Genomic DNA, 21,490 nt, shown 5'->3' with positions numbered 1-21,490 from the left:
GCGAGGCCGGAGGTGTCGGTGCTGCCGTCCGCGCGCCCGCCCTCAGTCGCCGGTCGTCTTGTCCACGAGGGCGCTGTACGCCAGTTGCAGCGTGTCCGCCCCGGCCAGGGCGGTGAGCGTGCCCATGGCGGTGCGGGTGGCGCGGGGCCACAGCAGCTGGCCGGCGGTCAGGGCCGAGGCCACCCAGACGCTCATGCAGAACGGGCAGGTGGCGAGCTCGCCGACGGTGTGCCTGCCCTGCTGGGGCTGGGCCTCCTCGTGCAGTTCGGCCGGGCCCTGCGGCCCGACGTACCGCGTGAAGGGGGCACGCAGCGGGCTGGTCACCGAGGCCTTGCTGAGCAGCCGGCTGAGCCGGAAGGTGGCCACCGAGGTCAGGACGACGTCCCACGGCTCGGGCCGGTCGGGCACCGGGCGGCCCCGCAGCCGGACCGCGGTGGTCCAGGCCGTGGTGAAGGCGGTGAAGCCGGCCATGGCCGCGAGGTAGCCGCCGAGCGGCCGGTCGTGTCCGGCCGAGTAGTCCCGTTCGGCGCGGCGCAGCAGGCCGCGCAGCCCGCGTACCGGGCGGCTGTCAGTCACGGGCGTCGTGTCCATGTGCGGCATCCGTTCGCGTCCCACTCCCCTGTACGGCCGGTTCCCGGCGCTCTTCGGCACGCTTTCCCCCGTCCTGGTGGCGCAGGCGCACCTCGACACGGCCCCCCTCGGTGATCCGGGTCTCGAAGGAGGGCTGTGGCGCGGTGGCCGGGCCGCGTACGTTCCAGCCGTCGGAGAGGCGGAAGACGCTGCCGTGCCAGGGGCAGCGGACGCAGCCGTCCTCGACGGTGCCCTCCGCGAGCGGTCCAGCGAGGTGACTGCACCGCTCGGCGAGGGCGTGGATCTGCCCGCCGGTCTCCCTGACGACCAGGACCGGCACGTCGTCGACGACGCGGCGCACCGGGCGGCCGGCCGGGAACTCGTCCACGGTTCCGACCGGGTGCCAGCCCGCGGAGACGACGTGCGGGACCTCCTCGGCGTGGTTGGCGCCGGAGGCCTGCCGGTAGGCGAGGTGGCCGCCCAGCATGCCGCCGACACCGACGGCCGTCATGCCGAGGAAGCCGTAAGTCCGGCCCGCCGCCTCGCGTCCCTTGACGCGGCAGGCCAGGGAGGCGGCGTACAGACCGACGGCGACCGTGTTGGACAGGGCGTGCACCAGTCCGACGCGCTGCTGCTCGCGGTGGAGTTCCGCCCAGTCGGTCCAGCCGGCGAGGGCCGCGGGCGCGGCGGCGGCCAGGCCGAAGCCGATCAGCAGCCGTGACTCGCGGGAGCGGCCGGGCCGCAGGTCGAGGACCGCCGCCGACAGCCAGCTGCCGATCGGCACCTGCACCATCAGTGGATGCACCGGGTGCCCCAGCCACCGGCCGTGCAGCAGGTCCCTGCCGCGTCCCAGCGGCAGGGCCCGTACGCCCTTGCGGAGCGTGTCGATCACCGCGTCGGCCCGGGGTTCGCGCTCCAGGCGGTCCAGCAGCCACAGGACCCGGTTCTGCCGCAGCAGGCGGCGTCGGTGTGCACTCATGCCCCGCCGGGTTTCCACCGGTATGGGCGGCAAACGGGGCAGTGTACGGCGCCGGTGCACGTCAGCGGCCCGGGGCGGATGCCCGCGCGGACGCGGCGGCAGGCGTGGAGGGCGATCGTCGTGGTGCGCGGCGGGTACCCCCGCTGCGGGGCGCAATCGTGCGGTGCCGGTCCGTGTTTCCGGGCGGGGCCGGCGGGCACTCGCCGCGCCATGGATGAGAGTCGTCGTGCACCACTCGTGGACAGCTCGCTCGCCCTGCTGGCCAAGGGGTACACCTGGCTGCCCGACCGCAGGCGCCGCGCCACCGGCCCCCTGGTGCGCACCCGCCTCATGGGACAGCACGCCGTGGCCCTCTACGGCACCGACGCCGTGCGGTTCTTCTACGACGAGCAGCATGTCGAGCGCGGCTCTGCGATGCCCGGCCCGGTGCTGAGCACCCTGTTCGGGCACGGGGCCGTGCACACGCTGGACGGGCCGCGGCACCGGGGCCGCAAGGACATGTTCCTGTCCCTGCTCACCGGGCCGAAGGCGGTCGCCGGGGTCGTGGACGAGGTCGCCGCGGTGTGGGAGGAGACGGTGCGCGCGTGGCCCGGGCGCCGGGTCGTGCTGTTCGACGAGGCGAGCCGGGTGCTCACCCGCGGGGTGTGCCGCTGGGCCGGGATCCCGCTGGACGACGCCGACGCACTGGCGCGGGACCTGGTCGCCATGGTCGACGGTTTCGCCACGGCCGGGCCGCGCCACTGGCGGGCCCGCCGCGCCCGGACCCGCCGCGAGGCCTGGCTGGGACGGCTGGTGGAGGACGTGCGGTCGGGGACCGCGAGCGCGCCGGACGGGTCGGTGCTGGAGGCGGTGGTCCGCCACCGGGACTCCGACGGCCGGCTCCTCGATCCGCGCACCGCGGCGGTCGAACTGCTCAACGTGATCCGGCCGACGGTCGCCGTGTGCTGGTTCGTCTCCTACGCCGGGCACGCGATGCGCCGCCCGGACGTCCGGGAAGGACTGCGCACCGACGACGGCGCCTACGCCGTGGCCTTCGCGCACGAGCTGCGGCGCTTCTACCCCTTCGCCCCGTTCGTGGGCGGCCGGGCGGTCACCGATCTGGACTGGCACGGCGAGCCGATCCCGGCCGGTGCGATGGTCCTGCTGGACCTGTACGGGCAGAACCACGACCCCGCCCTCTGGGACGACCCGTACGCCTTCCGGCCCGAGCGGTTCCTCGGGCATCCGCCCGCCCGGGACGAGCTGATCCCCCAGGGCGGCGGCGACCGGACCACCGGCCACCGCTGCCCCGGCGAGGACATCACGGTCGCCCTGCTGGCGACTCTCGCGCCCCGGCTGGCCCGCCTGGAGTACGAGGTGCCCGAGCAGGACCTGAGGATCCCGCTGAACCGCGTGCCGGCCCGGGTGCGCAGCGGGTTCGTCGTCGACTCGGTCCGGGTGCCGGTGCCGGTGCCGGTGGGCTAGCGGCGCGCGGGACGCGGAAGAGGACGGCGGCCCGCCCCTCGGGGCGGGCCGCCGTTCCCTCGTACTCCGGTCTCCTCGTGTCTCCTCAGGCGCGCGACAGACGCCGCCCCGCCGTCACCGCCGCGCCCGCCAGCGCGGTCGCCAGGGCGGCCCTGCGCAGTGCCGTGCGCCGTCGCCCGCCCCAGCCGCCGTGCACCGCGCCCTCGCCGGGTGCCGGTACGTGCAGCGCGCCGTGCGTGGCGGGGGCGTCCTCGTCGTGGTCCAGGTGGGTCCGGTCGGTCTGCCGGGCCATCGCCCGCTCGGCGAGCGCCGGCGCCATCCGGGACTGGCGGACCAGCGCGCGGCCCGCCGGGCCCACCACGACCTCGCGGCGCGGGCGGCGGACGAGCTCCACGACCGCCTTGGCAACCCGCTCGGGCGTGTAGACGGGCGGCATGGCGACGACCTTGTGCCCGGTGTGATTGGCCGCGTGCTGGAAGTGCGGCGTGTCGATGGTCGCGGGCAGCACCGTGCACACGTCGATGCCCTGCACGCCCTCCACGCGCAACTGCTGCCGCAGACCGGAGCCGAGCGCCCTGACGGCGTGCTTGGACATGCCGTACGGGTGGCTGTAGGGCTGGGCGACGGCACCCACGATGGACGAGACGTTGACCAGCGTGCCCGAGCCCTGCTCCCGCATCACCGGCAGGGCCGCCCGGGCGCCGTACACACACCCCATGACGTTGACGTCCAGGACCTTGCGGAAGTCCTCCAGCGGCACGTCCTCGAAACGGCCGAAGGCGTTGACCGCCGCGTTGTTGACCCAGACGTCGATCCGGCCGAACTCCTCCACCGTGCGCCGCGCCAGGTCCTCGACCGCCTTGACGTCGCTCACGTCGGTCGGCACGACCAGCGTGCGTGCCCCGCGGTGCCTGCCGCACTCCTCGGCCGCGGCCCGCAGCGCCTCCTCGCGCCGCGCCGCCAGCACCACGGCGCAGCCCTTGCGGGCGAACGCCTCCGCCGTGGCCCGTCCGATCCCGCTGGACGCCCCGGTCACCACCACCACGTGATCCCGCAGTCGCATCCCGCACCTCCTCACGTCTGCGCGGGGCCGGGCGCCTGGTGCCCGCCTCCGCCGGACGGCGGGTACCCGCACCGCGCGGGACGGCACCGGCTCCGGACAGCGGGGTCGCCGGTCAGGGACAGCCGGGGGACCGCCCCGGAGAGCGGGGTCACAGTCAGGGCGAGGGAAAGGTCACAGCCGAGCCCTCTGCTGCTCAGTCGTGCTCGTGTCCTAGCATCCGAGCATGACGGTCCTGCCTGACGACGGGCTTGAGCTGGCCGGCGAGTTCCCTGACGTGCCCCACGAGCAGTGGCAGCGCCTTGTGGCGGGTGTGCTGCGCAAATCGGGCAAGGACGTCGAGGGCGCCGAGGCCGAGGAAGCCCTCTCCACCGCGTTGGAGGACGGGTTGCGCACCCGGCCCCTCTACACCGCGCGCGATGCCTCACCCGAGCCGGGTCTGCCGGGGTTCGCGCCCTTTGTGCGCGGCGGCCGCGCCGAGGGGAACACGGTCGGCGGCTGGGACGTACGGCAGCGGCACACGACGGCCGACCACGACGCGGTGCTCGCGGACCTGGAGAACGGCGTCACCTCGCTCTGGCTGACCGTGGGCGAGGGCGGCATCCCGGTGGCCGGGCTCGGCCCGGTGCTCGACGGCGTGTACCTCGATCTGGCTCCCGTCGTCCTGGACGCGGGGGCCGACGCCGGGCCCGCCGCGCGGGAGTTGCTGAAGCTGTACGAGGAGCGGGGCGTGGCCCGGGAGGCCGCGCGCGGCAATCTGGGCGTCGATCCGCTCGGGTACGAGGCCCGCACCGGGCAGCGGGACGAGGCCGCGCCGACGGCGGAGCTGGCGCGGCTGTGCGCCGAGGAGTACCCGGGGCTGCGGGCGCTGACCGTGGACGCGCTGCCGTACCACGAGGCCGGCGGTTCGGCCGCGCAGGAGCTGGGCGCCTCACTGGCCACGGCGGTGGCGTACCTGCGGGAGCTGACCGGGGCCGGGCTGAGCGTGGAACAGGCCGGCGGACAGCTGGAGTTCCGCTACGCGGCGACCGCCGACCAGTTCCTCACCATCGCCAAACTGCGCGCGGCGCGGCGGCTGTGGGCGCGGGTGGCCGAGGTCTGCGGCGCACCGCGCGCCGGGGCGCAGCGGCAGCATGTCGTCACCTCGCCGGTGATGATGACGCGGCGCGACCCGTGGGTGAACATGCTGCGCACGACCATCGCCACGCTCGCCGCCGGGGCGGGGGGTGCCGACGCGGTGACCGTGCTGCCCTTCGACCACGCCCTCGGCCTGCCGGACGGGTTCGCGCGGCGCATCGCCCGCAACACCTCCACGATCCTCATCGAGGAGTCGCACCTGGCCCGGGTGATCGACCCGGCGGGCGGCTCCTGGTACGTGGAGCGGCTCACCGACGAACTCGCCCACGCGGGCTGGGAGTTCTTCCAGCGCGTCGAGCGGCTCGGCGGCATGGCGGCCGCCCTGCGCTCCGGGGACGTCGAGCGGGACCTCGCCGAGACGTGGCGGGCGCGGAGCGCGAAGCTGGCCAAGCGGCGCGAACCCGTCACCGGCGTCAGCGAGTTCCCGTTCCTGGCGGAGAAGCCGGTGGTGCGCGAGAGCGCCCCCGAGCAGCCGTCCGGCGGGCTGCCGCGGGTGCGGCGCGACGAGGCCTTCGAGGCGCTGCGGGCCCGCTCGGACGCGCATCTGGCCGCGACCGGCTCCCGGCCCCGCATCTATCTGGCCGCGCTCGGCCCGGCCGCCGCCCACACCGCGCGTCTCACCTTCGCCTCGAACCTGTTCCAGGCCGGTGGCATCGAGCCGGTCACCGGGGGCACGTTCGCGGACAGCGGCGCGAGCGAGGCGGTGCTGTGCTCCAGCGACGCCCTGTACGAGGAGCAGGCGGCGGCCCGGGCCGCCGAGCTCAAGGAGGCGGGCGCCTCGCACGTGTTCCTCGCCGGGCGGCCCGGGGAGTATCCGGGTGTCGACGCGTACGTCTTCGCGGGCTGCGACGCCGTGGCCGTCCTGTCCGCGACCCTCGACCGCATGGGAGTTGCCCGATGACCGCCCCCCATGGCATCCCCGACTTCTCCGGGATCGAGCTGGGCACCCCGGCCGCCGACGGCAGCCCCGACGAGTGGCGCGCGGCGGTCAAGAACGCCTCCGGCGGCGACGACCTGCTGTGGGAGACCCCGGAGGGCATCGCCGTCAAGCCGCTGTACACCGGCCGTGACCTGGAGGGCCTGGACTTCCTCCGGACGTACCCGGGCGCGGCCCCGTACCTGCGCGGCCCGTACCCGACGATGTACGTCAACCAGCCCTGGACGATCCGCCAGTACGCCGGTTTCTCCACCGCCGAGGAGTCCAACGCCTTCTACCGGCGCAATCTCGCGGCCGGGCAGAAGGGCCTGTCGGTCGCCTTCGACCTGCCCACGCACCGGGGTTACGACAGCGACCACCCGCGCGTGACGGGTGACGTCGGCATGGCGGGCGTGGCCATCGACTCGATTCTCGACATGCGGCAGCTGTTCGACGGCATCCCGCTGGACAGGATGACCGTGTCGATGACGATGAACGGTGCCGTGCTGCCGGTGCTGGCGCTGTACATCGTGGCGGCGGAGGAGCAGGGCGTACCGCCGGAGAAGCTGGCGGGGACCATCCAGAACGACATCCTCAAGGAGTTCATGGTCCGCAACACCTACATCTATCCGCCGAAGCCGTCGATGCGGATCATCTCCGACATCTTCGCCTTCACCTCGCAGCGGATGCCCCGCTACAACTCCATCTCCATCTCCGGCTACCACATCCAGGAGGCCGGGGCGACGGCCGACCTGGAGCTGGCCTACACGCTCGCGGACGGCGTGGAGTACATCCGCGCGGGCCGTGAGGCGGGCCTGGACGTGGACGCGTTCGCGCCCCGGCTGTCGTTCTTCTGGGCGATCGGCATGAACTTCTTCATGGAGGTCGCCAAGCTGCGCGCGGCGCGGCTGCTGTGGGCGAAGCTGGTGAGGCAGTTCGACCCGCAGAACGCCAAGTCCCTCTCCCTGCGCACCCATTCGCAGACCTCGGGCTGGTCGCTCACCGCGCAGGACGTGTTCAACAACGTCACGCGCACCTGCGTCGAGGCGATGGCGGCCACGCAGGGCCACACCCAGTCGCTGCACACCAACGCGCTCGACGAGGCGCTCGCCCTGCCGACCGACTTCTCGGCGCGCATCGCCCGCAACACCCAGTTGCTGCTGCAGCAGGAGTCCGGCACCACCCGGGTGATCGACCCGTGGGGCGGCAGCGCGTACGTGGAGAAGCTGACGTACGACCTGGCGCGGCGGGCCTGGCAGCACATCGAGGAGGTCGAGGCCGCGGGCGGTATGGCCAAGGCCATCGACGCGGGCATCCCGAAGCTGCGCATCGAGGAGGCCGCGGCGCGCACGCAGGCCCGGATCGACTCGGGCCGCCAGCCGGTCATCGGGGTCAACAAGTACCGCGTGGAGTCCGACGAGCAGATCGACGTGCTCAAGGTCGACAACTCCTCCGTGCGCGCCCAGCAGATCGAGAAGCTGCGGCGGCTGCGCGCCGAGCGGGACGAGACGGCCTGCCGGGACGCGCTGGACGCACTGACCCGGGCCGCCGCGGGCGAGGGCAACCTGCTGGAGCTGGCCGTGCACGCGGCCCGCGCCAAGGCCACCGTCGGGGAGATCTCGGACGCCCTGGAGAAGGTGTACGGCCGGCACGCGAGCCAGATCCGTACCATCACCGGCGTGTACCGCAACGAGACCGGAGACTCCCCGAGCGTGGACCGTACCCGCACCCTGGTGTCCGACTTCGAGGAGGCCGAGGGCCGCCGGCCGCGCATCCTGGTCGCCAAGATGGGCCAGGACGGCCACGACCGCGGCCAGAAGGTGATCGCCACCGCCTTCGCCGACCTCGGCTTCGACGTGGACGTCGGCCCGCTGTTCCAGACGCCCGCCGAGGTGGCGCGGCAGGCCGTCGAGGCGGACGTGCACATCGTCGGCGTCTCGTCGCTGGCGGCCGGTCACCTCACCCTGGTCCCGGCGCTGCGCGAGGCGCTGGCCGAGGAGGGGCGCGAGGACATCATGGTCGTGGTCGGCGGCGTGATCCCGCCGCAGGACGTGCCGACGCTGCTGGAGATGGGCGCGGCGGCCGTCTTCCCGCCCGGGACGGTGATCCCGGACGCGGCGTACGACCTGGTCAAGCGACTGTCGGGCGACCTCGGGCACGACCTGTGATCGATGCCGACGCGTATGTGAAGGGCGTGCTCGACGGGAAGCGGGCGATCGTCGCCCGGGCCATCACCCTCGTCGAGTCGACCCGGCCGCAGCACCGCGCGCTGGCCCAGGAGGTGCTGACCGCGCTGCTGCCGCACAGCGGCCGGGCCCGGCGCATCGGGATCAGCGGGGTGCCCGGCGTGGGCAAGTCGACGTTCATCGACGCGTTCGGCACGCTGCTGACCTCGCTCGGGCACCGGGTCGCTGTGCTGGCCGTCGACCCGTCCTCCAGCCGCACGGGCGGCTCCATCCTGGGCGACAAGACCCGGATGGAGCGCCTGGCGGTGGACCCGGCGGCGTTCGTGCGCCCCTCCCCCACCGCGGGCACGCTCGGCGGGGTCGCCAAGGCCACCCGCGAGTCGATCGTGGTGATGGAGGCGGCCGGTTACGACGTGGTCCTGGTCGAGACGGTCGGCGTCGGCCAGTCCGAGACGGCCGTCGCCAACATGGTCGACACCTTCCTGCTGCTCACCCTCGCCCGCACCGGCGACCAGCTCCAGGGCATCAAGAAGGGCGTGCTGGAGCTGGCCGACGTGATCGCCGTCAACAAGGCGGACGGGCCGCACGAGCGCGACGCCCGGGCGGCCGCACGGGAACTGGCCGGCGCGCTGCGGCTGATGCACGGCAAGGACGCGTTCTGGACGCCGCCGGTGCTGCACTGCAGCGCCCGCGAGTCGACCGGCCTGGACACGGTGTGGGAGCGCCTGGAGCAGCACCGCTCGCTGCTGGACTCCACGGGCCGGCTCACCGCCAAGCGCCGTGACCAGCAGGTCGACTGGACCTGGAGCATGGTGCGCGACGAACTCCTCGGCCGGCTGCAGGCCGACCCCGCCGTGCGGGCCCTGGCGCCGGTCCTGGAGCGGCAGGTCCGGGAGGGCGAGCTGACCCCGACCCTGGCGGCCGAGCGGATCCTGGGCGCGCTCGACGGGTCCGAAGCGGCGTCTTCCTGAGTCCAGCCCCGGCGGGGAGGGTGATGCCGCATACCCCGCTTGCATGACTATGCAAAGTGAGACATACTCTTTCTATGTCCAAGGTCCTCACCTCCCTGCCCGCCGGCGAGCGCGTCGGCATCGCCTTCTCGGGCGGTCTCGACACGTCCGTCGCGGTCGCGTGGATGCGCGACAAGGGCGCCGTCCCGTGCACCTACACCGCCGACATCGGCCAGTACGACGAGCCCGACATCGCCTCGGTGCCCGGCCGTGCCCAGACCTACGGCGCCGAGATCGCGCGCCTGGTCGACTGCCGCGCGGCGCTGGTCGAGGAGGGCCTGGCCGCGCTGACCTGCGGCGCGTTCCACATCCGCTCGGGCGGGCGGGCCTACTTCAACACCACCCCGCTCGGCCGGGCCGTCACCGGCACGCTGCTGGTGCGGGCGATGCTGGAGGACGACGTCCAGATCTGGGGCGACGGCTCGACCTTCAAGGGCAACGACATCGAGCGGTTCTACCGCTACGGCCTGCTCGCCAACCCGCACCTCAGGATCTACAAGCCCTGGCTGGACGCGGCGTTCGTGACCGAGCTGGGCGGCCGCAAGGAGATGTCCGAGTGGCTGCTCGCCCACGGACTCCCCTACCGGGACTCCACGGAGAAGGCGTACTCCACCGACGCCAACATCTGGGGCGCCACCCACGAGGCCAAGACCCTGGAGCACCTGGACACCGGCATCGAGACCGTCGAGCCCATCATGGGCGTGAAGTTCTGGGACCCCTCGGTCGAGATCGCCACCGAGGACGTGACGATCGGCTTCGACCAGGGCCGCCCGGTGTCGATCAACGGCAAGGAGTTCGCCACCGCCGTCGACCTGGTCATGGAGGCCAACGCCATCGGCGGCCGGCACGGCCTGGGCATGTCCGACCAGATCGAGAACCGGATCATCGAGGCCAAGAGCCGCGGCATCTACGAGGCCCCGGGCATGGCCCTGCTGCACGCCGCCTACGAGCGGCTGGTCAACGCGATCCACAACGAGGACACCCTCGCCCAGTACCACTCCGAGGGCCGTCGCCTCGGACGGCTCATGTACGAGGGCCGCTGGCTGGACCCGCAGGCGCTGATGATCCGCGAGTCGCTGCAGCGCTGGGTCGGCGCGGCCGTCACCGGCGAGGTGACGCTGCGGCTGCGGCGCGGTGAGGACTACTCGATCCTCGACACCAAGGGCCCGGCCTTCAGCTACCACCCGGACAAGCTGTCCATGGAGCGCACCGAGGACTCCGCGTTCGGCCCCGTGGACCGGATCGGCCAGCTCACCATGCGCAACCTCGACATCGCCGACTCGCGCGCCAAGCTGGAGCAGTACGCCGGCATCGGCCTGATCGGCACCGGCAGCCCCACCATCGGCGCCTCCCAGGCCGCCGCGACCGGGCTGATCGGCACCATGCCGGAGCTGCCCGAGGGCGGCGCCGAGGCCATCGCCTCCCGCGGCGCGGTCTCCGAGGAGGACGCCTGGCTGGACCGCGCGGCAATGGAGTCCGGCACGGACTGACCGCACGACGGGACACGCGACGGACACGTGAAGGCCGGCTCGACACTGTCGAGCCGGCCTTCACGCCGTCGCCGCGCGGTGGTTCAGCGGGACGTGCCCGCCATCTCCCGGACCGGTGTGTCCAGGGCGTCCAGGCCGCGCAGGATGTCCTCCACGCGCTGCTTGGCGTCGCCGAAGAGCATCTGGGTGTTCTCGCGGAAGAACAGCGGGTTCTGCACGCCCGCGTAGCCGGCGGCCATGGACCGCTTGAAGACGACCACGTTCGCCGCCTCCCACACGTGCAGCACCGGCATGCCCGCGATGGGGCTGGACGGATTGTCCGTGGCGGCCGGGTTGACCGTGTCGTTGGCGCCGATGACCAGGACGACCGAGGTGGCGGCGAAGTCGTCGTTGATCTCGTCCATCTCCAGGACGATGTCGTACGGCACGTTCGCCTCGGCGAGGAGCACGTTCATGTGCCCGGGCAGCCGGCCGGCGACCTGGTGGATCCCGAAGCGCACCTCGACACCCCGCTCGCGCAGCTTGCGGGCGAGTTCGGCGACCGGGTACTGGGCCTGGGCGACGGCCATGCCGTAGCCCGGCGTGATGATGACCGAGGTGGCGTTGCCGAGGAGTTCCGCCGTCTCCTCGGCGCTGATCTCCCGGTGCTCGCCCTGCTCGCCCTCGTCGGCCGCGGCGGCGGGAGTGCCGAAGCCGCCGGCGATCACCGAGATGAACGACCGGTTCATCGCCTTGCACATGATGTACGACAGGTAGGCACCGGAGGAGCCGACCAGCGCGCCGGTGACGATGAGCAGGTTGTTGGCGAGCAGGAAGCCCGAGGCGGCCGCCGCCCAGCCCGAGTAGCTGTTCAGCATGGAGACCACCACCGGCATGTCACCGCCGCCGATGGAGGCGACCAGGTGCGCGCCGAGCGCCAGGGCGACCACGGTGACCGCGATGAGCAGGCCCATGTTCGGCCGGGCCACGAACGCGATGGTCAGCCCCACGAAGGCGACCAGCGCGCCGATGTTCAGCACGTGCTTGCCGGGCAGCGTCAGCGGGCGGGAGGCGATGCGCGCCGAGAGCTTCAGGTAGGCCACGACCGAGCCCGTGAAGGTGACGGCGCCGATGAAGACGCCGATGAACACCTCGGCGTGGTGGATGCCGAGCAGCGAGCCGCTGAGCTCGGCGTCGACGTCGAGGTAGCCGTTCCAGCCGACGAAGGTGGCGGCCAGGCCGACGAGGCTGTGCATGATGGCGATCAGCTCGGGCATGCCGGTCATCTCGACGACCTTGGCCCGCCAGAGCCCGATGCCCGCGCCGACGGCGGTCGCCACCACGATCAGCACCAGCCCGGTGGCGCTGATGCTCCGGGAGGCGAGACCGACCGTGGCGGCCAGCGCGACGACCATGCCGGCGATGCCCCAGACGACGCCGGAGCGGGAGGTGCGGTGCTGCGAGAGCCCGGCGAGGCTGAGGATGAACAGCAGCGCCGCGACGACGTAGGCGGCCTGTGCGGCCGTGTCTGTGGTCATCCCTGATCAGCCCTTCGAGAACATGCCGAGCATGCGGCGGGTGACGGCGAATCCGCCGAAGATGTTGATGCTCGCCAGCAGGATCGCGGCGAACGACAGCACGGTGACGGCCGTGTCGCCCTGCCCGATCTGCAGCAGCGCGCCGACCACGACGATCCCGGAGATGGCGTTGGTGACCGACATCAGCGGGGTGTGCAGCGCGTGGTGCACATTGCCGATGACGTAGAAGCCGATGACGATCGCCAGGACGAACACCGTGAAGTGGCCGAGGAGTTCGCTCGGGGAGAAGGCCGTCACGAGGAACAGCGCGAGCGCTCCCGCGCCGACGAGGGCGTAGGAGGACCAGGCGGGGCGGGCGGGCTTCGCCGGTGTCCCGGAGGCTGCCGGCTCCGGCTCCTTGGCCGCGGCCGGGGCGGGGGCGGCGGACACCTGGACCGGGGGCGGCGGCCAGGTCTTCTCGCCCTCGCGGACCACCGTGATCGAGCGCTGCACCACGTCGTCGAAGTCGAGGACGAGCCGGCCGTCCTTGCCGGGGGTGAGCAGCTTCATCAGGTTGACGATGTTGGTGCCGTACAACTGCGAGGCCTGGGCGGGGAGCCGGCCGGGCAGATCGGTGTAGCCGATGATCGTCACGTCGTTGTCGGTGACGACGGCCTTGCCGGGGACCGTGCCCTCGACGTTGCCGCCCTGGGCCGCGGCCATGTCGACGATGACGCTGCCGGGCTTCATCCGGGCCACGTGCTCGGCGGTGATGAGCGTCGGCGCCGGACGGCCCGGGATGAGGGCGGTGGTGACGATGATGTCGACGTCGGCGGCCTGCTCGGCGTACAGCTGCGCGGCGAGCCGGTTGTAGTCCTCGGACGTGGCCTTGGCGTAGCCGTCGGTGCTGACCTCCTGTTCGGCGGAGACCGTCAGGAACTCGCCGCCGAGGGAGCGGACCTGCTCGGCGACCTCGGGCCGCGGGTCGGTGGCGCGGACCACGGCGCCGAGGCTGCGGGCCGCGCCGATCGCCGCGAGACCGGCCACACCGGCGCCGGCGACCAGGACCTTCGCGGGCGGCACCTTGCCGGCGGCGGTCACCTGCCCGGTGAAGAAACGGCCGAAAGCGTGCGCGGCCTCGACCACGGCCCGGTAGCCGGCGATGTTCGCCATCGAGCTGAGCACGTCCAGGGACTGGGCGCGCGAGATGCGCGGCACGGCGTCCATGGCGAGCACGGTGATCGGCCGCCGGGCCAGCTCCTCGACCAGCTCCGGGTTGAAGGCGGGGCTGATCAGCGCGATCAGCGTGGCCCCGTCACGGAGCCTGCCGATCTCCTCGGCCGAGGGGGCGTTGACCTTCAGGACGATCTCGGCCGCCCACGGGTCGCCGAGCCGCGCTCCCGCCTCCTCGTACGCCGCGTCGGAGAAGCGGGACGAGGCCCCCGCTCCCGGTTCGACCACCACGTCGTACCCGAGCGCGACAAGTCTCCCCACGGTGGCGGGGGTCGCCGCCACCCTGGTCTCGCCCGCAGTGGATTCGGCCGGGACGCCGATCCTCTGGGGTTCTGGTTCCGCTGGGGCCATCGTCTGCCTCTCCCGTCGTTCGCTGCCTGTCCACCTTGGTGCCCGCATCCTGCACGTTCGACGCGGCATCCGTGGCGGACCGTGGTCACATGGCCGGAGAGGTGGTCCTCACACGACCGGGGGGTTGCCCGGAGAGCCATTCGGCGGTATCGCTGTGACGCGCGGGGCCTGACGGGTCCTCTGATGCGGCAGGGCACGGTCGCGCGCAGACTGAAGTGGTGAGCACTGCGCGCCCGGGGCGCGGGACCGCGTCCCCTTCCCGTACCGCACCGCACCAGTCGGTGGCGCTGGCGGCGATGATGTTCGCCGTCGCGATGACGTTCATCGACCAGACCATCGTGTCGATCGCGGCTCCGGACATCGTCCGCGAGCTGGATCTGTCGTCCTCCGGCATGCAGTGGGTGGTCAACGCCTATCTGCTGTCCCTCGCGGCCTTCTTCGCCCTCGGCGGGCGCCTCGCGGACCTCTACGGCCCGCGCCGGGTCGTCGTCGCCGGCACGCTCGTCTTCGTCGTCTCGTCGGTGCTGTGCGGCTGTGTGCCCGCCGGCGGTGCGGCGCAGACCTGGCTCATCGTCTTCCGCGCCACCCAGGGGCTCGGCGCGGCCCTGCTCTTCCCGGCGGCGCTGGCGGTGGTGGTGGCCGTGTTCCCGGTCGAGCGGCGCGGCCGCGCCCTCGCCCTGTTCTTCGGTGTCACCGGCGCGCTGACCGCCATCGGCCCGCTGCTGGGCGGCTGGCTGACGAGCTGGACGTGGCGGGCGGTGTTCTGGGTCAACGTCCCGGTCGCGATCGTGGCCCTGGTGCTGACGGCCCTGGCGCACATCGCCGACCGGCGGCGCTCCGGCACGCTGGACGTGCGGGGTGCCGTGCTCGTCGCGGCGGGCATGGGCCTGAGCGTGCTGGGCTTCCAGCAGGCCTGGTCCTGGGGGTGGTACAGCTGGGCGACCTGGGTCTGCATCGCGGGCGGCATCGCGGTGCTCGGCGTGTTCGTGCGCTTCGAGCACCGGGTCCGGCATCCGCTGATCGACCTGCGGGTCTTCCGCGACAAGGCGTTCACGGTCGACGCGGCGGTGCTGTTCTTCTCGATGCTCGCCTTCGTTCCGTTGTTCTTCTTCACCTCGGTCTACGCCCAGGTGTCCCTGAGCGCCTCGCCGAACCAGGCCGCCCTGTTCCTGCTGTACTTCTTCGTGGGCTTCGCGATCGCCTCCCAGTGGGGCGGGCGGATCCTCGACAAGCAGGGTGCGCGCCCGGCCCTGAAGCTGGGCACGGCCCTGGGATGCGTGGGCTTCGCGCTGTGGGCGGGCAAGCTCACCGACCTGTCCATGCACGACCAGTGGCCCTACGCGGCCCTGGCCGGGGCCGGTATCGGCTTCGTCCTGGCACCGGCCTCCACGGACGCCGTGAACCGGTCCATCGGCGCCTCGTACGGCGAGGTCACCGGCATCACCCAGACCGTGCGCAACTACGCGGCGAGCGTGGGACTGGCCGTCTACGGCACCGTCCTGACGCACGTCACCTCCACCAAGGTCGAGAACACCCTGGAGTCGCAGGGGATGTCCGCCGGGCAGGCGGACACGGTGGCCCGGGACGTCACCGAGTCGATCACGGGCAGCGGCGACGCCCGGCCGCCCACCGGCTCCGGGTCCGCCGCCGAGGCGACCCGGGACGCGATGTCCGCGATCCGCATGGACTTCGCCGAGGCCAACCAGTGGGTCTTCTACGGCATGGCCATCGCCCTGGGCGTGGCGTTCCTGTGCGCCCTGCGCCACCCGGGCGGCACGGTGGACGCGGCCAAGGCGGCGGAGGCCGGGGAGCCGGCGGCGCGGGCCCGCTGACGCCGTCCGGCGGCACGGTGCGGGCGCCCGTCGACGCCGCCGGTGTCCGTCAGGAGCTGCCGGTGTCCGTCAGGACGCGAACATCCCGTCCGTGCGCCGCTGGATCTCCTCCGGCGTGAGGTCCTCGATGGTCTGGGAGATCATCCAGAGATGGCCGAACGGGTCGGCGAGCCGCCCGCCGCGCTGTCCGTAGGGCTGGTCGGCGACGGGGTACACCACCGTCGCCCCGCCCCGCAGCATCGCCTCGGCCACGGCGTCCGCGTCGGTGACGTCCAGGGCCATGATCACGGGGCTGCCGCCGAGGGAGGGCGGGGCAGGGTCGCCCTCGTCGGCGTCCTTGACCGCGACGACCGTGTCGCCGAGGCGCAGCAGGGCGTGCACGATCCTCCCCCCGGGGCCGGTGTAGCGCTCGATCTCCTCGGCGCCGAGCGCGGTCCGGTAGAAGTCGATCGCGTGGGGCCCGTCGGAGACCACGAGCCGGGCGTGGAGCCGGGTGACGTTCGGGGTGTGGGTGCTGTGTGTCATGCCGTCACGATGACGGGTCGAGCGGGGCCGTGGATTGTAGAAAAACGCCGGGCGGCGGGCACGTCACCCGTCGAGCGGCACGTGATTGCGGGCGAGCGGGGAGCGCGGTGCGTACGCGGTCGGCGTGAGGCCGGCCAGCGCGCGGAACTCGTGGATCAGATGGGCCTGGTCGTGGTAGCCGCAGTCGGCGGCGAGGAGCGCCCAGTCCGGTGCCGCGGGCCCGGTGTTCACCCGCCGCAGCAGCCGCTGGAAGCGCCGCACCCGGGCGTACCGCTTGGGCGGGAGCCCCAGGTGTTCGGTGCACCGGTGGGCCAGTCGCCGTGCGGTCCAGCCGAGCCGGTCGGCGACCTCGGCCACGGGCGTCCCGCGGTCCAGCAGGACCGCGGCGAGGCGGACCCCCGGGTCGGGCTCCAGGGGCCGTGCCGCCCGCCCCAGCAGGGCCCGCTCCAGCTCCCGCAGGCAGGCCTCGGGGCCGCCGGTGGCCCGGGCCAGGAGCAGCCGCTCGCGCAGCACCGCGCCGTCCGTGCCCCACAGTTCGTCCAGTCCCACGAGCCGGTCGCGCAGCGCGCCCACCGGGGCGGTGAGGAAGGGGTGGATCCCGGCGGGCCGGAAGGCCGCCCACACGACGGCGCGTTGCTGCGCGGGATCGATCAACGCCGGTCCGGTGGACGGCCCCTGCAGCGCGGCTCCGGCGGTGCGCAGGTCCGGGCCGCCCGGTGCGGAGGAGGACAGGACGTCCCGGTGCAGGTTGACCAGCAGCTGCACCCCGCCCGTCGGCAGCGCCAGCTCGGCGGCGTGCGCGAACCGGCCCTCGACCAGGCCCAGCGCGCCGATCAACGGCCCGAGCGCGGGCGCCGACGGCCGGACGGTGACCGCGACGGGTGCCGCCTCCGCCGTACGAGCCATGCGTCCAGCCTACGGCCGGTCTTCCTGTACGCACGGTGACCGCGGACTCCGTGTACGTAATGCCCTGATTGCACTGCTTTCGGGCGGGCACTCAGGGCGTGTGCAGACACGACAGGGCATGCGACCGCGCAGGGTGCTGCTCACCGGGTGGTTCAGCTTCCGGGACGGGGAGGCCACCGCCGGGGACGTGCTGGCCCTGCGCCGGGTGGAGGACGTGCTGCGGGGGACGGGCATCCCCTACGACATCGCGTGGAGTCCCGGCTTCCGGCCGGAGGCGCTGCATCTGGACCGGCTGTGGCCCGAGGACTACAGCCACCTGGTGTTCGTCTGCGGCCCGCTGCACGGCCCGCAGCTGGAGGAGCTGCACCGGCGGTTCGCGCACTCGGTGCGGATCGCCGTCGGCACCTCGGTGATCGACCCGGCCAGCGCGGCCGTGACCGGCTTCCACCGGGTGCTGCCCAGGGACGCGCCGGACCGCGAACCGGTGGAGGACCTGGCGGCCCGCGCCCCCGAGGTGCCGGCCAGGCCGGTCGTCGGGGTGATCCTCACCCACGGGCAGGAGGAGTACGGGCAGCTGCGGCGGCACGGACAGGTCGCCGAGGAGGTGACGCGCTGGCTCGCGGCGAAGGACTGCGCCCGGCTGGAGCTGGAGACCCGGCTCGACACCCACGACTGGCACCTGAGCGCCACGCCCGCGCAACTGCAGTCCGTGCTGGCCCGGCTGGACCTCGTGGTCACCGACCGGCTGCACGGCATGGTGATCGCCCTGCGGGTCGGCACCCCGGTGCTGGCCGTCGACCCGGTCGCCGGCGGCGCCAAGCTGACCGCACAGGCCCGGGCCTGCGGCTGGCCCGCGCTGGTGCCGGCCGAACGGCTGGAGGTGCGGCAGCTGGACCGCTGGTGGGACTGGTGCCTGACCGGCGGCCGGGTGACCGCGCGGCAGATCCGGGACGGGTTCCGTGAGGGCACCGCGCCGGACAGCGCGGACCGGCTCGTCGAGGCGCTGGCCCGGCCGGTTCCCGGTTAGCTTGCGCGCCTCGCGGGGCACCCGCTTGTCCGTCCCCCGCCGCACGTCCCCGCCGCACGTCCCGCCGGGAGGATCCACGGTCCGGCCGCCCGGAAGGAGAACCGCGTGTCCATCGGCCGACTCCCCGACCACGAGCAGCGCATCCTCGACGAGATGGAACGCGTCCTGCGCCGCGACCGCCGCCTGGACCGCCGTATGCGCACCCTGCGGCCCTCCCGCCGCCCCGATCCGGCCAGGGTGCCGGCCCGCCTCGCCTCCTACCGGCCGCGCGTCCTGACCGTGGCCGTCCTGTTCGCGGTCTCGACGGGTCTGATGGTGGCCGGGATGGTCACCTCCCAGCCCGCCGTCATCTGGGCGTTCGCCGCGCTGTGGCCGCTGACGCTGTTCGCCGGGTTCCGGCTGATGTGCCGGTGGTGCGGGGGCTGACAGCCCTCGCCCGGACCGGCCTGCGCCACCCGACCGGCCCGCGCCGGCCCGTCAGCCGGCCCGTCACCCCGTGTAGCGGCGGGCCTTCGAGGCGCGCTGGGCCGGCTCCAGCAGGCGCAGCCGGGACTCCACCTCGTGCGGCAGGACCCGGCGTTCGCGCAGCACCCAGGGCAGGGCGGCCGCCGCCTCGGCGAAGGCGCGCAGGGACGCGGTGTCGCGCGGGACCGTGCGGGCCAGGTGCGCGGTACGGCGCAGGGCGGGCCCGGCCGGACGGCGCAGCCAGGTGAACCGCAGGGTGTTGCGGATGCCGTGGGAGCGGCGCAGGGTCGCGTCCCGGGCCACCGAGGGGTGGTGGTGCACCGCCAGGTGGTCGGCGTACGTCAGCCACCAGCCGTCGGCCGCCAGGTCGGCGGCGAGCAGTTCCTCCTCGCCGCCCAGCCACAGCCGCGGGTGGAAGCCGCCCGCGGCCCGGAAGGCGTCGGCGCGCAGCACGGTGGCGGCGGCCAGGAAGGAGCCGAGCGCGGGCCCCGGCAGCCGGCCCGGGCCGGGCACCGGCGAGTTGCGCAGCTCTTCCACGATCGGGTCGTCGGTGCCGTCCGGCTCGACGACGATCCGGGCCGTGACGGTGCCGAGCCCCGGGTGCCCGTCCAGCAGGTCGGCCGCACCGGCCGGCGCACCGGGCGCCCACCAGGAGTCGTCGTCGCAGAACGCCACGTAGGGCGTGGTGACCTGCCGCATCGCCAGGTTGCGGCCGACCGCGCCATGGTTGCGGCCGGGCCGCAGCAGCCGCACCCCGGGGTGGTGGCGGGCGACGGCGTCGGCGGTGCCGTCCGTGGAGCCGTTGTCGGTGACGATCACCGGCGGTCTCTCCGGCAGTTCGGCGAGCCGGTCGAGGGTGCGCAGCAGCTCCCGGCGCCGGTTGTGGGTGATGACCACGACAGTGGTGCGGTGATCGGTCACGCGGTCACTCCCTCCAGCAGGCGCGCGGCCCGCTCGACGTGCGGCGGCAGGGGCCTGCGCTGGCGCAGCGCCGCGGGCAGCCGGACCAGCGTGCCGCGCAGCGCCCGGCGGGCGTGGCCGTCGTAGCGGGCCTCGGCGGCGAGTTCGCGGGTGCGGGCGAGGGCGTAGGGCACGGGGCGGCGCAGCCAGGCGGTGAGGAGTTCGTTGCGGCGCTGGACCACCGGGCGGCCGGTGCGGGGCCCGGACGCCGGGTGGTGGTGGGCGACGACGTCCGGGCAGTGGGTGACGCCCCAGCCGCGCGCGGCCAGGTCGTAGGCGAGGAGGGTCTCCTCGCCGCCGAAGAACAGCAGCCGGTGGAAGCCGCCCGCGTCGAGGTAGGCGCGGCGGCGGACCACACAGGCGCAGGCGAGGAACCCCAGCACCTGTGTGCCCGGCAGGTCGCCGACGCAGCCGAGGGGCGAGCCGGCCAGCACGTCGTTGAGGGGGTCGGGGGCCGCGGCGGGGCCGACCAGCGTCCGGGCGGCGATCAGGCCGAGCCGCGGATGGGCCTCGAAGAGGCGGACGGCGGTGTCCAGGGCGCCGGGCGCCCACCAGGAGTCGTCGTCGCTGAACGCCACGTACGGCGTGTCCAGGATGCGGGCGCCGTAGGTGCGGGCGAGGGCGCCGTGGTTGAACGGCAGGGCCAGGACGCGGACCTCGGGGAAGTCGCGGGCGAGCCGGGTGCGGGTGTCGTCGGTGGAGGCGTTGTCGACGACGAGGATCTCCGGCCGCTCCGGGAGGGTGTGCAGCCTGCGCAGGGCCTCGGCGAGCGTGGCGGAGCGGTTGCGGGTGGCGATGACGATGCCGACGGGGCTCGGGTCCTGGCGCGCAGCGGCCATGATGCAAGGTCCCCTCCTCATGGGTGCTGGATGCCGGTCAGTGCGGTGACGGCGTCCAGGACGTCGTCGACGGTGATGCGCAGCAGTGCGGGGTCGGTGCGCCGGCCGTGCGGATCTCCCTCCGGGCCGTACCACAGCGCCCGGTGGCGCGGGTCGGGCGGCGGGCCCCAGCGGCTCGGCGCCACCGGGCCGAACAGCGTGACCGAGCGCGTGGCGTGGGCGACCGCGAGATGGGCGATGCCGGTGTCGCCGCTGATGACGACCCGCGCGTCGGCGACCAGCGCGGCCAGCCGGCCGAAGGGCAGGCCGCCGCCGAAGACGTCGGTGTCCGGCAGGCCGGCCTGCTTGGCGAGCCGGGCCACGAGATCGCCCTCGTCGGCGCCGCCGGTGACGACGACCCGCAGGCCCCGGGCGCGCAGCTCCGTCGCGACGGCGGCGTAGCGCTCCACGGGCCAGCAGCGGGCCGGTGATCCGGCCCCGGGGTGCAGCACGACCGCGCCGGGCGCCGGGGAGGCGGTGCGCGGGCGGGCCAGGTGCACGTCGCCGGGGTCGGCGTCGATGCCGTACGCCCGCAGCAGGCGGCACCAGCGGTCGCGCTCGTGCTCCTCGGCGCGCCAGGGCGGGCCGTCGACCTCCGGGGTGTCGGGGTGGGCGAAGGCGAGCAGTTCCAGCGGGCGCAGGTCCATCAGCAGCCGGTGGCTGGGCGGGCCGTTGCCGTGCAGGTCGACGGCGACGTCCGGGGGCGGGCCGCTCCAGTCGAGCGAGCGCGGCACCGCGCGCCCCGGGGCGGCGGCGGGCAGCAGCCGGTCCACGGCGCCCGTCGCCTCGGCGACCGGTGCGAGCTCGGCGGGCGCGGCCAGCACGAGTTCGTGGCGCGGGTACGCCCGCCGCAGGGCGCGCAGGGCGGGCACGCCGGCGAGCAGGTCGCCGAGGCCCAGGGCCCGCAGGACGAGGAGGCGGGGCGGCGGGGCGGCGGATGCCGGGTCCGGTGTCATGGCAGCAGCCTGCCGCGCGGCCTGCGTGTCCGCCCCCGCGGTCCGGCCC

18 protein-coding genes are annotated in these 21,490 nt (G+C 74.0%); 8 read left to right on the top strand and 10 right to left on the bottom strand.

Annotated elements, in window-relative coordinates; translation table 11 throughout:
- Window positions 1-42: 42 nt before the first annotated feature.
- Window positions 43-591 (bottom strand): DUF1360 domain-containing protein, encoded by a 549-nt coding sequence (locus CHR28_RS08575; protein WP_094052966.1) that lies wholly within the window; start codon window positions 589-591, stop codon window positions 43-45.
- On the bottom strand, window positions 569-1,549 hold the full coding sequence (locus CHR28_RS08570) for a Rieske 2Fe-2S domain-containing protein (RefSeq protein ID WP_179272355.1): 981 nt from the start codon (window positions 1,547-1,549) through the stop codon (window positions 569-571). The genes CHR28_RS08575 and CHR28_RS08570 overlap by 23 nt, the downstream gene beginning before the upstream one ends.
- 210 nt (window positions 1,550-1,759) lie before the next feature.
- On the opposite strand from CHR28_RS08570, the gene CHR28_RS08565 reads away from it, so the two are divergent.
- On the top strand, window positions 1,760-3,013 hold the full coding sequence (locus CHR28_RS08565) for a cytochrome P450 (protein WP_094052895.1): 1,254 nt from the start codon (window positions 1,760-1,762) through the stop codon (window positions 3,011-3,013).
- 85 nt (window positions 3,014-3,098) lie between these two features.
- Here CHR28_RS08565 and CHR28_RS08560 read toward each other — a convergent pair whose 3' ends face one another.
- The gene (locus CHR28_RS08560; protein ID WP_094052894.1) at window positions 3,099-4,076 is read right to left on the bottom strand and encodes an SDR family oxidoreductase; all 978 of its coding nucleotides are present in this window, start codon (window positions 4,074-4,076) and stop codon (window positions 3,099-3,101) included.
- A gap of 223 nt (window positions 4,077-4,299) precedes the next feature.
- On the opposite strand from CHR28_RS08560, the gene CHR28_RS08555 reads away from it, so the two are divergent.
- The 4 genes from CHR28_RS08555 (at window position 4,300) to argG (ending at window position 10,812) form a co-directional block, all read left to right on the top strand.
- Entirely contained in the window at window positions 4,300-6,111 is a 1,812-nt protein-coding gene (locus CHR28_RS08555; protein WP_094052893.1) for a methylmalonyl-CoA mutase family protein, read from the top strand.
- Window positions 6,108-8,294: a methylmalonyl-CoA mutase gene (gene scpA, locus CHR28_RS08550; protein ID WP_094052892.1), complete on the top strand. Its 2,187-nt coding sequence runs from the start codon at window positions 6,108-6,110 to the stop codon at window positions 8,292-8,294. The genes CHR28_RS08555 and scpA overlap by 4 nt, the downstream gene beginning before the upstream one ends.
- Window positions 8,291-9,283 carry a methylmalonyl Co-A mutase-associated GTPase MeaB gene (meaB, locus tag CHR28_RS08545; RefSeq protein WP_094052891.1) on the top strand — a complete coding sequence of 331 codons (993 nt, stop codon included), beginning with the start codon at window positions 8,291-8,293 and terminating at the stop codon, window positions 9,281-9,283. Before scpA ends, meaB begins: the two co-directional genes overlap by 4 nt.
- 74 nt (window positions 9,284-9,357) lie before the next feature.
- Window positions 9,358-10,812 carry an argininosuccinate synthase gene (argG, locus tag CHR28_RS08540; RefSeq protein ID WP_094052890.1) on the top strand — a complete coding sequence of 485 codons (1,455 nt, stop codon included), beginning with the start codon at window positions 9,358-9,360 and terminating at the stop codon, window positions 10,810-10,812.
- 83 nt (window positions 10,813-10,895) lie between these two features.
- Here the strand turns inward: argG and pntB are convergent, their stop codons facing one another.
- Together pntB and CHR28_RS08530 are read right to left on the bottom strand one after the other, a co-directional pair.
- A complete protein-coding gene (gene pntB, locus CHR28_RS08535) occupies window positions 10,896-12,329 on the bottom strand; it encodes a Re/Si-specific NAD(P)(+) transhydrogenase subunit beta (protein WP_094052889.1) in 1,434 nt (477 codons plus the stop codon).
- Between the two features lie 6 nt (window positions 12,330-12,335).
- A complete protein-coding gene (locus CHR28_RS08530; RefSeq protein ID WP_094052888.1) occupies window positions 12,336-13,892 on the bottom strand; it encodes a Re/Si-specific NAD(P)(+) transhydrogenase subunit alpha in 1,557 nt (518 codons plus the stop codon).
- 296 nt (window positions 13,893-14,188) lie between these two features.
- Here CHR28_RS08530 and CHR28_RS08525 point away from each other — a divergent pair, with 296 nt between their 5' ends.
- Window positions 14,189-15,724, top strand: a complete 1,536-nt coding sequence (locus tag CHR28_RS08525) for an MFS transporter (protein ID WP_094052964.1) — start codon at window positions 14,189-14,191, stop codon at window positions 15,722-15,724.
- A 69-nt stretch (window positions 15,725-15,793) separates the two neighbouring features.
- Here the strand turns inward: CHR28_RS08525 and CHR28_RS08520 are convergent, their stop codons facing one another.
- Window positions 15,794-16,249 carry a VOC family protein gene (locus tag CHR28_RS08520; protein ID WP_094052887.1) on the bottom strand — a complete coding sequence of 152 codons (456 nt, stop codon included), beginning with the start codon at window positions 16,247-16,249 and terminating at the stop codon, window positions 15,794-15,796.
- 63 nt (window positions 16,250-16,312) lie between these two features.
- Complete coding sequence (locus tag CHR28_RS38755; RefSeq protein ID WP_094052886.1) at window positions 16,313-17,155, bottom strand: helix-turn-helix domain-containing protein; 843 nt, start codon at window positions 17,153-17,155, stop codon at window positions 16,313-16,315.
- 118 nt (window positions 17,156-17,273) lie between these two features.
- On the opposite strand from CHR28_RS38755, the gene CHR28_RS08510 reads away from it, so the two are divergent.
- Both CHR28_RS08510 and CHR28_RS08505 read left to right on the top strand, forming a co-directional pair.
- Window positions 17,274-18,182: a polysaccharide pyruvyl transferase family protein gene (locus CHR28_RS08510; protein ID WP_094052885.1), complete on the top strand. Its 909-nt coding sequence runs from the start codon at window positions 17,274-17,276 to the stop codon at window positions 18,180-18,182.
- Between the two features lie 105 nt (window positions 18,183-18,287).
- Window positions 18,288-18,608: a DUF3040 domain-containing protein gene (locus tag CHR28_RS08505; protein ID WP_094052884.1), complete on the top strand. Its 321-nt coding sequence runs from the start codon at window positions 18,288-18,290 to the stop codon at window positions 18,606-18,608.
- A 63-nt stretch (window positions 18,609-18,671) separates the two neighbouring features.
- Here the strand turns inward: CHR28_RS08505 and CHR28_RS08500 are convergent, their stop codons facing one another.
- From CHR28_RS08500 to CHR28_RS08490, 3 genes are read right to left on the bottom strand one after another with little or no spacing between them, the layout of a single operon-like run.
- Window positions 18,672-19,568 (bottom strand): glycosyltransferase family 2 protein, encoded by an 897-nt coding sequence (locus tag CHR28_RS08500; RefSeq protein ID WP_094052883.1) that lies wholly within the window; start codon window positions 19,566-19,568, stop codon window positions 18,672-18,674.
- Window positions 19,565-20,446, bottom strand: coding sequence for a glycosyltransferase family 2 protein (locus tag CHR28_RS08495; protein WP_179272354.1), 882 nt, complete (start codon window positions 20,444-20,446; stop codon window positions 19,565-19,567). The genes CHR28_RS08500 and CHR28_RS08495 overlap by 4 nt, the downstream gene beginning before the upstream one ends.
- 17 nt (window positions 20,447-20,463) lie before the next feature.
- Window positions 20,464-21,441 carry a glycosyltransferase family 9 protein gene (locus tag CHR28_RS08490; RefSeq protein ID WP_094052961.1) on the bottom strand — a complete coding sequence of 326 codons (978 nt, stop codon included), beginning with the start codon at window positions 21,439-21,441 and terminating at the stop codon, window positions 20,464-20,466.
- Window positions 21,442-21,490 lie beyond the last annotated feature (49 nt).

The sequence above is a fragment of the Streptomyces sp. XY006 genome, assembly GCF_002237655.1.
In the GTDB taxonomy this organism is placed as follows: Bacteria; Actinomycetota; Actinomycetes; order Streptomycetales; family Streptomycetaceae; genus Streptomyces; species Streptomyces levis.
This window is presented reverse-complemented; position numbering and strand designations above follow the sequence as displayed.